The 13128-nt window shown below is 38.2% G+C and carries 10 protein-coding genes; 9 read left to right on the forward strand and 1 reads right to left on the reverse strand.

Going from position 1 to position 13128, the window contains the following annotated elements:
- The first annotated feature begins 95 nt into the window (after positions 1-95).
- The 4 genes from I6F44_RS07150 (at position 96) to I6F44_RS07165 (ending at position 5577) form a co-directional block, all read left to right on the forward strand.
- Positions 96-2231 (forward strand): M3 family metallopeptidase, encoded by a 2136-nt coding sequence (locus I6F44_RS07150; RefSeq protein WP_197173518.1) that lies wholly within the window; start codon positions 96-98, stop codon positions 2229-2231.
- Positions 2232-2345: 114 nt separating this feature from the next.
- Positions 2346-3197: a carboxylate/amino acid/amine transporter gene (locus I6F44_RS07155; RefSeq protein WP_197173519.1), complete on the forward strand. Its 852-nt coding sequence runs from the start codon at positions 2346-2348 to the stop codon at positions 3195-3197.
- Between the two features lie 69 nt (positions 3198-3266).
- Entirely contained in the window at positions 3267-4598 is a 1332-nt protein-coding gene (locus tag I6F44_RS07160; protein ID WP_197173520.1) for a glycerophosphodiester phosphodiesterase family protein, read from the forward strand.
- 244 nt (positions 4599-4842) lie between these two features.
- Positions 4843-5577: a dienelactone hydrolase family protein gene (locus I6F44_RS07165; protein WP_197173521.1), complete on the forward strand. Its 735-nt coding sequence runs from the start codon at positions 4843-4845 to the stop codon at positions 5575-5577.
- Positions 5578-5620: 43 nt separating this feature from the next.
- Here I6F44_RS07165 and I6F44_RS07170 read toward each other — a convergent pair whose 3' ends face one another.
- Positions 5621-6544 (reverse strand): LysR family transcriptional regulator, encoded by a 924-nt coding sequence (locus I6F44_RS07170; protein ID WP_101164168.1) that lies wholly within the window; start codon positions 6542-6544, stop codon positions 5621-5623.
- 157 nt (positions 6545-6701) lie between these two features.
- On the opposite strand from I6F44_RS07170, the gene I6F44_RS07175 reads away from it, so the two are divergent.
- From I6F44_RS07175 to I6F44_RS07195, 5 genes are all read left to right on the forward strand, one after another.
- Complete coding sequence (locus I6F44_RS07175; protein ID WP_197173522.1) at positions 6702-7385, forward strand: type 1 glutamine amidotransferase domain-containing protein; 684 nt, start codon at positions 6702-6704, stop codon at positions 7383-7385.
- Positions 7386-7501: 116 nt separating this feature from the next.
- Positions 7502-8083, forward strand: coding sequence for a rhomboid family intramembrane serine protease (locus I6F44_RS07180; protein WP_010555361.1), 582 nt, complete (start codon positions 7502-7504; stop codon positions 8081-8083).
- A gap of 77 nt (positions 8084-8160) precedes the next feature.
- Positions 8161-9006, forward strand: coding sequence for a glutathione-dependent disulfide-bond oxidoreductase (gene yghU, locus I6F44_RS07185; RefSeq protein ID WP_197173523.1), 846 nt, complete (start codon positions 8161-8163; stop codon positions 9004-9006).
- A 261-nt stretch (positions 9007-9267) separates the two neighbouring features.
- A complete protein-coding gene (locus I6F44_RS07190) occupies positions 9268-11208 on the forward strand; it encodes a putative bifunctional diguanylate cyclase/phosphodiesterase (protein WP_197173524.1) in 1941 nt (646 codons plus the stop codon).
- 520 nt (positions 11209-11728) lie between these two features.
- The gene (locus I6F44_RS07195; RefSeq protein WP_197173525.1) at positions 11729-13108 is read left to right on the forward strand and encodes an FG-GAP repeat domain-containing protein; all 1380 of its coding nucleotides are present in this window, start codon (positions 11729-11731) and stop codon (positions 13106-13108) included.
- The last annotated feature ends 20 nt before the right edge of the window (positions 13109-13128 follow it).

Consider the following 13128-nt stretch of genomic DNA (forward strand, 5'->3'; position numbering starts at 1 on the left):
GATAAACTTTATTGTATAAACGCCAAAATTTGATAAGTTAACTAGGTTTTTCGACTCGCAAAGCCTATTCCGGCTAATCTTTCTATGGAGTTATTATGCGTAAAACCCTGATCGCCACTACTATTGCTAGTGCCTTAATATTATCGGCCTGTTCATCTAACGATACACAAAACATGGCAAAAGAAGGCGCAGCACAAGTGCAAGACATGAACGCAAACAATGTTTTATTTAAGCCAAGCCCATTGCAATATATGGCACCAGAATTTGATAAATTTGGTACAAAAGACTACGAAGCTGCATTCGATGCAGGTATCGCACAGCACACGGCACAAGTACAAGCCATTGCTAATAACCCTGCTCCAGCAACATTTAAAAATACTTTAGTTAAAATGGAATTGTCAGGGGAGCTATTAAATCGCGTATCGGCTGCTTTTTATAACTTATCTGGTTTAATTTCAGATGCTGAATACCAGCGTATTGATGAAAAAATGGCGCCTGTATTATCTGCTCACTCAGATGATATTTACTTAAACGGTGAATTATTTAAGCGCGTACAAACAATTTACGACAATCAAGATAAATTAAACGCAGAAGATAAACGCCTAGTTGATTTTTACTACAAGCAGTTTGTAAAAGCAGGTGCTAAATTAAATGACGCTGAAAAAGCTAAAATGCGTGAAATTAACTCAGAGCTAGCTCAGCTATCTACTGCGTTTTCACAAAACATTTTAAAATCGTTTAAAGAAGACGTTATTGTAGTTACAGATAAAAGTGAATTAGCGGGTCTTTCTGAAGGCGAAATTGCAGGCCTTGCAGCTTCAGCTAAAAAAGCGGGCAAAGACGGCTACATGATCACTTTGGTAAATACAACGCAACAACCAATTTTAAGCAGCCTTGAAAACCGCGACCTACGTGAGCGAATTTTTAAAGCTTCTGCAAACCGTGCAGCAAAAACTAACGGCCCTATTATTATTAAAGAAACCAACCTACGCGCTCAAAAAGCAGAGCTTTTAGGCTACAAAGATTGGGCTTCTTATGTAATGACGTCGCGTATGGCACAAACAACTGATAACGTTTACGGCATCCTTGATGACCTAGCACCAAAAGCAGTTGAAAAAGCAAAAATTGAAGCAGCCGCTATTCAAAAAGTGATTAACGATTCAGGCGAAAGCTTTGAGCTTAAACCATGGGATTGGACTTTTTATGCTGAAAAAGTACGTGCAGAAAAGTACAACTTAGATCCAGCACTTGTTAAACCATACTTTGAAATGCAATCGGTTATTCACGATGGCTTATTCTTTGCAATGAACAAACTATACGGTATTACGTTTAAAGAACGTAAAGATCTTCCTGTTTATCATGAAGATGTAACCGTATACGAAGTATTTAATGCTGATGGCAGCGCTATTGGTTTATTTTACCTAGACCCATATGCACGTGAAGGTAAACGTGGCGGCGCATGGATGAGTGCATACGTTAGCGAAAGTGGCTTAAAAGGCACTAAACCGGTTATTTACAATGCGCAGAACATTCCAAAACCTGCTGCAGGCGAGCCTACGCTAATGACGTTTGACGAAGTGTCTACTATGTTCCATGAATTTGGTCATGCTGCACATGGGTTATTCTCAGATGTTAAATACCCAAGCCTAGCGGGTACTGCAACGGCACGTGACTTTGTTGAGTTTCCGTCGCAAGCAAATGAAGATTGGATGATTGAACCAACAGTACTTGCAAACTATGCTAAGCATTACAAGACAGGTGAGCCAATTCCACAAGCTTTACTTGATAAAGTACTTGAATCGCAAAAATTCAACCAAGGTTACGGCACTACTGAATATTTAGCCGCTGCACTACTTGATATGGAATGGCATTCATTTGGTTCTGATAAAAAAGTAGCTGACGTTCAAAAGTTTGAGCAAGACGCGCTAGAAAAACACGGTATTGCTTACTACCCTGTTCCACCACGTTACAAATCAAACTTCTTTAGCCACACATTTGCAGGTGGTTATTCAGCGGGTTACTACGCGTACCTATGGACTGAAGTGTTTGCAGCAGACGCCTTTGCACATATGGAAAACAACGGCGGCTTAACACGTAAAAATGGTGATAAGTTCCGTAAAGAAATCCTATCAAAAGGTAACAGCCGCGACTTAATGCAAAGCTACATTGAGTTTAGAGGTCAAAAACCAACTACCGACGCACTACTTAAGCGCCGTGGTTTAGTTGAATAAATAACTTAATTTATTAAGCTCACTTTTATAAAAGCCCGCTTGCGGGCTTTTATTGTTTATACATTAATTTATAACAGATAAACTGCTGCCATTAATTATTTAAAGACGACGGCTATGCGGTACTTATTTGCAGTAACTTTACTTTGGGCATTTTCATTTAGTTTAATTGGCGTGTATTTAGCAGGTCAGGTTGATGCATGGTTTAGTGTGTTAATTCGCATAGCACTAGCAACCCTCGTATTTTTACCATTTTTAAAGTTTAAACAAACACCTAAACCTTTAGCCTTAAAGCTCATGCTGATTGGCGCTATACAACTTGGTGTTATGTATAGCTTTTACTACCACTCCTTTTTATTTTTAAGCGTCCCCGAAGTACTGCTATTTACAGTAATGACTCCTTTGTACATTACCTTGCTAAATGATGCATTGAACAAACATTTTAACCCACGCTTTTTTATAGTCGCACTTATTGCTGTAATTGGTGCAATTACCATTCGTTACGAAAACCTAAATAGCAATTTCATAATTGGCTTATTATTAGTTCAAGGTGCGAACATAAGTTTTGCTGTAGGCCAAGTAACCTATAAACGCTTAATGATGAACAACCAGCTTGATGATAAAACCGTATTTGGATGGTTTTTTATAGGCGCACTTATTATTGCCACAATTTGTTATGCATTATTTGGTAATTCAAACAAATTACCAACCACTTCTACTCAGTGGGGCATACTGATTTATTTAGGGGTTGTTGCATCAGGCCTTGGTTACTTTATGTGGAATAAAGGCGCAACACTCGTCAACGTTGGAGCTCTGGCAGTCATGAATAACTTACTTATCCCAGCAGGGATTATTGTTAACGTACTAATTTGGAACCGCGACGCTGACATAGTCAGGTTAAGTATTGGAGCAGCTATAATGTTAGGTGCATTATTGGTGAATCAAATTATTAATAAAAAAGTAAATTAATAAGCTTGTAGCTAAATTGTCATTAACAATCATTAAGGTAGTAAAAATTTTACTTTTTAAGGATAAACAATGAAGCGTATTACCTTACTTACAAGCTGTATATTGTTAGCCACACTTGCAGGCTGCGATGACGATGTAGAAATAGTAGAAAAAGAAGTCGTTGTTACCAACACCGAAGTTGAGATTATTGAAGTACCTACGCCTGTTATTGTAGAAGTGCCAAACGGTAGCGCTCCAGATATTCAACTAGGCACTCGCCCTTATTATCTAGTTAATGACATGAGCGACAGCGCTTTAAAAACACAACTAGAGTCGTGCAGTGAAGGTCCTTTTTACCGTACCGATTTTTCGATTGGTCATCGCGGTGCATCAATGCAATACCCTGAGCACACTAAAGAAGCCTACATAGCTGCAGCCAGAATGGGCGCAGGCATTGTTGAATGCGATGTTACATTTACAAACGACAAAGAACTAGTGTGTCGCCACTCTCAATGTGACTTACACACCACAACTAATATTTTAGCCATTCCTGAACTTGCAGCTAAATGCAGTGTGCCATTTACACCAGCCGACCCTACTAATGGCATTGCTGCGTCAGCTAAATGCTGTACCAGTGATATAAGCTTAGCGGAATTTTTAACCCTTGAAGGTAAAATGGATGGTGCAAACACTAATGCAACTACCGTTGCCGATTACATGGATGGTACTCCAAATTGGCGCACTGATTTATATGCTACCCAAGGTACATTAATGACCCATAAGCAAAGCATTGCACTGTTTAATGAGATGGGGGTAAAAATGACCCCAGAACTTAAATCGCCACAAGTAAGCATGCCGTTTGATGGAATGACGCAAGAGCAATATGCGCAAAAAATGTTAGATGAGTACACGCAAATGGGTGTACCTGCCTCAAGAGTTTATCCGCAATCGTTTAACCTTGATGACGTAAAATACTGGATTAACACTAACCCTGACTTTGCAGATAAAAGCGTATACCTAGATGGTCGCGACAGTGAAGCCGGATTTGATACAAGTAACCCACAAACATGGCAACCGGGTATGGATGAGTTAGTGGCTGATGGCGTTAAAATTTTAGCCCCTCCAATTTGGATGATGCTAACAATAAATAACGAAAGCAATATTGTGCCATCACAATACGCAATTGATGCTAAAGCAGCAGGTTTAGAGCTTATTGCATGGAGCCTTGAGCGCTCAGGTCCGCTTAATGAAGGTGGTGGTTATTACTATCAATCAATTGCTGATGTTATAGATAACGATGGCGATATGATGACAGTCGTTGATGTGCTCGCACAAGACGTGGGGGTAATGGCTATATTTTCAGATTGGCCGGCTACCGTAAGTTATTACGCTAGTTGTAATAAAATGCCTGCAAGTATTTAATACCAATCTGCTTATATATGGGGTCTATTTAACGTTAAGAAAATTACGCTAGAACTAGGCAAAAATTTTTTTATCTAGTTGTTCTAAATAAAAAATTTTTAACGACGTTATAGTGAAATTTAATTCGTTAAATTGATCAAAGATTTATGCAGGTTGGTATAAATACTCAACAACAAAAGTCGTTTATTTTATCGCGCTCAGTTACCATATCATTATATATAATTTTATTTAACTGAGCGCTTTTATGATAATTCAACAACATAATGCAGACTTGCCAACACCTACAGGTTTAATGCGAACAACAGTATATCGCCCTCAGGCGCAAGGACAGTTCCCTGCTATTATTTTTTATTCTGAAATATTTCAGCAAACTGCACCTATTGCACGCAGCGCAGCTATTTTAGCAAGCCATGGCTTTGTAGTGTTAGTGCCTGAAGTGTTTCATGAGTTAAATCCTATAGGCACTGTGCTTGCTTATGATGATACAGGTAAAGACAAAGGCAATGCCGATAAGTGGGCAAAGCCACTTGAGCACCACGACAGCGACACACAAACTATGATCGACTTCATTAGATTGCAAAGCTATTGCACAGGCACCGTCGGCGCAATGGGCGTATGTATTGGCGGTCACTTAGCTTACAGATCGGCACTAAACCCTGAAATTAAAGCGGCTTTTTGCTTATACGCTACTGATATTCACAGCAACACATTACCTGCAAAACCAGGTAATAACTCATTTGAACGCATGGCTGATATACAAGGCGAAATTCACTTTATATGGGGTAAACAAGACCCGCATGTGCCAAAGGAAGGCCGTACTAAAATATACCAGCAATGTGTAAGCACGGGCATTAATTACCAATGGCAAGAAGTTAATGCCCAACATGCCTTTATGCGTGATGAAGGTGAGCGATACGATGCAGCCCTTGCAATTAATATGTATCAACAAGCGGTTGCATTATTTAGCCGTACTTTATAAGTGTTTTATAAATGCTTTATAAATATTTAAAAAGCGAAAATAATTAAACACTTTTCAGCATACCCAAGGCGGTATGCTGTTTTACAAAATACGCTTTTAAGTAATCAATAAATAATCGTAGTTTTTTAGATCCCGCAGCTCCTGGCGGAAATACCCCGTACAGTTCAATATCTTTGCTTTTATAATCATCTAATATTATTTCAAGTAGCCCAGCTTGTACTTTAGGCCACGCATCGTAAAGCGGAATACGCCCAATGCCATGCCCCGCTTCTACAAAGGCAGTACGTGCAGCTGCGTTATTAGTACTTAAGGCGCCTTGCATTGTAATGTCGTGTTTTTTGCCATCTTTTGAAAGTGTTAAAGTTTTACTTCCTAGCTGATAAACCACCCATTGATGATCTGCCAATTCTAAAGGTGTTTTAGGTTTACCAAAATGTGTAAAGTAATCCGGCGCGCCACAAATACAAGTGCTCATTGTAGTCAGCTTGGTTGCTTGCAAGTTGGAGTCACTCAGTGCCACACCCCTAATTGCAAAATCGAACCCATTTTTAATAATATCAACCACATCGTCAGTAAGCTGTAAGTCTATTTTAATTTTAGGGTATTGGCGCTTAAACGTATTTATTGCGGGCACAATTAGCTGCATTCCCACATTCACAGGGCAGCTAATTTTAAGTAAACCTTGTGGCTCACTCTTTATATTTTCTATTTGCTGATTAGCTGCATTAGCTTGTTCGGTAATTATTCTACAACGCTCATAATAAGCAATGCCCGCCTCAGTTAGCGCCATGGTACGAGTTGAGCGATTTAATAAAGTGACTTCAAGTTGGGTTTCTAACTTTTTTAAATGATAACTTGCTACTGCTCGCGTAAGACCTAACTGTTTAGCCGCAGCGGTTAAGCTGCCCTGCTCTACAATTTGCGCAAATACGACCATGCTCTTTAACTGCTCAAACGACACCTTCATATGTGCTCCGTAGCGTGTTTTAAATTCAACCCCTCTATTGTATCAATTATTAAACCAATAAAGTTAAATTTATCATCGTTGTTTAAAGCTCTTTTAGTGCATATAGTAATTGGTAAGCAAGATAAACTAATTCAAATCATCAGAAGGAATATATTCAATGTCTAAAAAAATACTTATGGTTCTTACATCTCACGCAGAACTTGGTAACACTGGCGAAAAAACAGGTTTTTGGGTAGAAGAATTTGCAGCCCCTTATTATGCATTTGTTGATGCAGGCGTTGAAGTAACATTAGCGTCTCCAGCTGGCGGTCAACCACCTATTGATCCGACAAGTACGCTTATCGATTTTCAAACTGATGCAACTAAACGTTATGACGCAGATAGCGCAGCACAAACACTTATGGCAAACACTAAAGTGTTGAGTGAAGTAAAATCTAGCGATTTTGACGCTGTATTTTACCCAGGCGGTCACGGTCCATTATGGGACTTGGTTGACAACACTGATTCAATCTCACTTATCGAAAGCTTTGTAAAAGAGCAAAAGCCTGTTGCTGCGGTATGTCATGCAAGTGCTGCATTTTTAAATGTTAAAGATGCTGATGGCAATGCATTAGTAGCGGGTAAAAAAGTAACTGGTTTTACTAACTCTGAAGAAGCTGCAGTGCAACTTACCGATATCGTGCCATTTTTAGTTGAAGACGAGCTAATTAAAAAAGGTGGCGATTATCAAAAAACTGACGACTGGGGTGTATTAGCACTAGAAGACGGTTTAGTAATTACCGGCCAAAACCCAGCAAGCTCTGAACTAGCTGCAAAAAAACTATTAACTAAATTAGGTTAATAGTGAGTAATAATTAAAATTAAGCACAGCATTTTATGCTGTGCTTTTTTAATTGCTTTTCATTAGCAAATACAATTCCTATACTGGCAACTCTTAAAGTCAATTAGGGCGATTATATGGCAACCAAGCCAACCACACTGTCATTACTAACTAGTACCCGTTTCGCAATATTTAGTATTGTTGTTATTTGCTTCGTACTACAGGTGATCAATAGTCTACCTGGCATAAATCTTAATGGTTTAGGCATATATCCACGCAGTATCCAAGGATTAATTGGCATACTATGCGCACCTTTTTTACATGGTAGCTGGTGGCACTTTGCCAGTAATATGATCCCATTTGTAGTATTAAGCTGGCTAATTTGCCAGTACAGCGTAAAACGTTTTTATAACGTATTTATTTTTACCGCTCTAGTCGGTGGACTCTTAGTTTGGGCATTTGGGCGCAGTAACATACATGTTGGTTTAAGCGGTGTTATATATGGTTTATGGGGCTTTATTCTATGCTACGGCTTAGTAAGACGCTCATTAAAATCAATTATAATTGCAGTTGTAGTGGCTATACTTTATAGCGGTTTTATATGGGGTGTTTTACCTCAGCGCTATCATGTATCGTTTGAAAGCCATTTATTTGGAGCGCTAAGCGGGTTGTTTTTAGGTTATAGATTAGCAAAAGCCGATAAATTAAAAGGTCGGTAAATTAAGTATTAGGGCCTTTAATTAATTTTTTATGGCCACATTTACCATATATGTATTTCATCTAACAGAGGTTATTTATGAGTGATAAAAACGAATACACGCCACCAAAAGTATGGACGTGGGAAAGTGAAAGTGGCGGTAAGTTTGCCAGCATTAACCGCCCAATCGCAGGCGCGACTCATGACAAAACTCTACCTATTGGTGAGCACGCATTTCAGCTTTATTCTCTTGCGACACCTAATGGCCAAAAAGCTACAATCATGTTTGAAGAGCTTTTACAGCTTGGTTGCACCGATGCAGACTATGACGCATATTTAATAAACATAGGTGATGGCGATCAGTTTGGATCTGACTTTGTTGATATTAATCCAAACTCAAAAATCCCAGCGCTAATGGATCATTCAACCACGCCGCCTACTCGCATCTTTGAATCTGGTTCTATTTTACAGTATTTGGCTGAGAAATTTGATGTACTCATACCTAAAGATTTAAAAGCTAAAACTGAGTGTCGTAACTGGCTATTTTGGCAAATGGGCTCAGCGCCTTACTTAGGTGGCGGATTTGGTCATTTTTATAGCTACGCACCAAGTAAAATGCAATACCCTATTGACCGTTTTACCATGGAAACTAAACGCCAGCTTGACGTGTTAAATCGCCATTTAAGCGAAAATGAATACATGGCAGGTGATGAATACTCAATTGCCGATATTGCAATTTGGCCGTGGTACGGATCGTTAGTGCTTGGAGCTTTATATGATGCAGCAGAGTTTTTAGATGTTGCCTCATACACCCATCTTGTACGCTGGGCTACGCAAATATCAGAGCGCCCCGCAGTAAAGCGTGGTCGTCGCGTAAATCGCACATGGGGTCCTGAAGAAGAGCAAATGGCAGAGCGCCATAACGATAGTGATTTCGAAGGTTAAATCTATAGAACAGCAAGTAAAGTCGTTAACACTTTAACCTGCTTGATAATTTTAAGGCTCAAAATAAATATTTATTTTGGGCCTTTTTACTTTTTAAACTTTTTTTATCCCTCCCGTAAACTATATTTACTTTACATTAAAGTTTTATTTAGCTGCGTAAAGGCTTATTAAGCTCTTTGTATTACCAGTATTGCATTAGTGTAATTTGCTAAATGGTTTACTTAATTTCCTAGGGGTTGTTTTTGAAAAAGGTTTTAATTAGTGCCATATAACAATTTAAGTAATAATGAGCGAAAAGAAGCGCTCAAAATTTTATACTCGAATGCTATTTCCGGAATTGCAGTCTCTGTACTAGTCAGCGTTGCTTTAGTATTTGCTTTTGATATAACTAATGAGAAAACTAACCACGATAAAGTAGTCTGGTTAGGCATAATGATGTGCGTGCTTACTTTACGTATTATTGATGTAGGGCTTTTTTTGAAAGCTCAAAATTCTCGCCAACCTTACAACACACATTCTTATCTAAATCGCTTTGCTATTGGCTGTATATCAACAGCCGTGTCTTGGTGTGGTTATGCTCTTTGGTTTCATAGCACTTCATCTACGGTGGAAGTTACTACGACCATCGCTATTTTATCGGCGCTTGCCGGTGGCTCTGCAAATTTGCTGTCTGGAAGTCGTTTTACCGCTGTTTTATATAGCTTTACTTTATTGGCGCCCTACTCTTTTTTGCTAGCGCTTTCAAACGATCACTACCAACACGTATTGGGGTTATTAGGTTTAACTTTTGCCACAATCATGATTGCCTCATCGTACAAATCAGCCACATTTACACACAGTGCAATCAAGCTCAAAAACCAAAACAGAGAGCTGCTTAATGAAATGGAAAACAAGGTCGAGCAACGCACTGAAGAAATTTACCGCTTATCGAATACCGATCCACTCACAAATCTATTAAACCGCACCGCATTTTTAAAAAATGCAAACAAACAACTAGCAGATAACCCTAAAGAACCCTTTGCTTTATTATTTGTAGATTTAGATGGCTTTAAGCAAATCAACGATTCGTTGGGTCACAAAGTAGGCGATAAAGTATTAAAAGAAATAGCACTGAGAATTAGTAATGTATGCAACCAACAACTCTATAAATGCCGTTGGGGCGGGGATGAGTTTTTAATTTTAGCAACGTATCAAAACCAAACTGAGCTTATCGAGTTTGCTAATAAAGTGCTTCAAAGCATTAGCGCCGAGCATGAAACATATAAATATCAAAAATGGGTATCAGCAACTATTGGAATGGCCATGTACCCTGAGCACGGGAGTGATTTAAATACCTTAATTCGCTCTGCTGATATTGCAATGTATCACCAAAAACGCATGGCTAAAGGTAATATCAATATTTATAACGATTCACTCAAATTAAAACAAGAAAGAGAGTACCTGTTGAGTCAACGCCTAGCCAGTGCCATAGAAGAAAACAGTTTAAGACTAGTATTTCAGCCAATTGTAGATAGCAAAACATCAAAAGTAACCTCTTTCGAATCATTATTACGCTGGCAACTAGACGGTGAAAATATTTTCCCTGATGAGTTTATAACTATTGCCGAGCAATACGGTTTAATAACCCAAATGGGCCTCTGGGTCATAGAACAAGCAAGTATACAAGCAAATAAATTCAACCATTTACCGACAAAAATTGCAGTAAGCGTGAACGTATCGGTAATACAATTACAAGATCCAAATTTTGTAACTAAGGTATTAAAAATAGTAAACAATCACCAAGTAGAGCCTAAAGATCTGCATATAGAAATTACCGAATCAGTATTTGCCGAAGATAAACTCACATTTTTGACAGCCGTGAAAGCACTACAAAAACAAGGCTTTTGTATTTCAATTGATGATTTTGGAACTGGCTACTCATCACTATCAAGCATGCTTGATATTGGTGTAGATATAGTAAAAATAGACAGAAGTTTTATTCAAAATATGGATAAAAGAGGGTTAAGTATTATTCATGCAATTGTACAAATGGCCTCATCTTTAGATTTTACTGTTGTTGCTGAAGGCGTTGAAACTATTGAACAAGCAAACACGCTTACTAATATTGGTGTATCTCACCTGCAAGGTTATTACTTTTCAAAACCGATGGAAGTAGATTTTGTAGATGCTTATTTAAATGAGCAAAATAAGCTGTGCCGTTGATAACTAAAACCCGCTAAAAGCGCTTAACTGCCATATGAGTTTTGCACTACCTTTTTTATTAGGGCTTGTTTATCTTTCGAGGTCAAATTTGCAGCAGACTGTTTGGTATTTAGGCAATGCAGAGCCTATGTAGTGTGGTTATTCCCCATAAATAGGCGATAACGCAGCATAAATACCAAACATTCGCTGCCCGAAGGGTTCTGCCTAGGGGAGATTGACTCTTTGTTACTAGGTTACAAACCTCGCGCCGCGATTAAATCTTCCTTGGGTTGAACAAAGTTCAATCCTGAAAGGTCAACAAGCCCTCCTTAAAACATAATCTTACAATTACTTACACCCAGTACATAGTTATTAGCGTAGGCTAAATATAAACCAACTTACATAAGTGTATTACGTTTAAATTTACGCTAATTAGCAAACCGCCAGTGCTGGACCCTACGTTAAGTTATGCGCTGATGTTGCTTATATAAGTGAATAATAAAAATGTAACGATACAACTAAATATAAAAAAGGGATTTGCATGATAAAACCACTTTGCTATTCACTCATCACTTTACTTACCCCCATTAGCGCTATAGCTCAAACAATGGCAATAAAAACAACGGATGAATTAGTATCAACCGATTCAGAGATTTTATTTGCATATAATAAAGAATCAAAACAATTAGAAGCCATCAATTTACTCACATCACTAAGTAGTGAACTTGCTTTACCAAAAAATGCCATCGGGTTTGATGTGGCTACACTTGCTAACATTACCGATAAACAAGCACTCGTACTAACAAGTGATGGCGTATACAAAGCCCATGCTGGTAAACCAACACTATTGTTTAATTATGAGTCGGTTCTAAATCAATTAAAAATAGATAAATTTGAAAAAGTAGACTTTGTCTTCGATGCCAACAACGACGGTCTAAGCGATATTTTTATCCCTGGGTTAGCAAGCAGCACTTTATACATTCAAAATAAAGATGGCAGCTTTAAGCCTAACAAATTTAAACAAACACCTATGTATGAAGGCAGCTTTTCAGGAAAAGGGCTTTCTCTAGAAGTTAATATTAACAATAAACCCGTCGTTATTGATTTTAACCACGACGGGTTAAGCGACTTGGTTTTTTCAAATGACTTTGGAGCAGATGTACTACTTGCTAATCCAGAAGGCTTTGAGCAAAAGCTCACCTCAATTGATTTTAACATCGAATTAGGCGAGCTAAGCAATGGCGAAACTCGCAAAATAAAGCAAATTATTGATATTAATAACGACGGATTTCTAGATTTTACAACTAGACAGTTTAAGCCAACGCAAGGTATGGATTCGTTAGATATAAAAATAGCACATACTTTGTACTTAGGAAGTGCTAAAGGCTTTAGTAATACGCCCATTACCTTATTTGAAACACAAGGCCCTAGTGAGTTATTGCTCAAAACTGATTTTAATAATGATGGCTTAATTGATTTACAAAAAATGGATTTAGATATTGGCTTAGGTACTATTGCGTCTATGGCATTGGGCGGTGGCAGTACTGATGTAGATGTAGAAATGAACATTTATAAGCAGCAACCCGACGGCTCATTTGCCAATAAATCGAGTATAGAACTTGATTTAGAAATGGAAGTGGGAATGAACGGCGATGATTCCGAGCCAGCCCTATATTTAGGTGATATTAACGGCGACAGCTATATTGACGCAGTATACAAATACAGTAAAAAAACGCTCTATATTTATTACGGAGAGCAAGACTCACTCCTAAATGATAAACGTACAAAATTAAAACTAACGCTGCCTAAAAATAATAAAGATATTCTTCTGGTAGACATAAACCAAGACGGTAAAAAAGATTTTGTATTTAAATTTACCGAAGAAGATGGCACCAGCAAAATAGAAACACGGTTAAATTAAGCCAATAAAAAAGCCCAACA

Origin of the sequence: Pseudoalteromonas sp. NZS11_1 (assembly GCF_015864275.1) — a bacterium.
Classification (GTDB): Bacteria; Pseudomonadota; Gammaproteobacteria; order Enterobacterales; family Alteromonadaceae; genus Pseudoalteromonas; species Pseudoalteromonas arctica.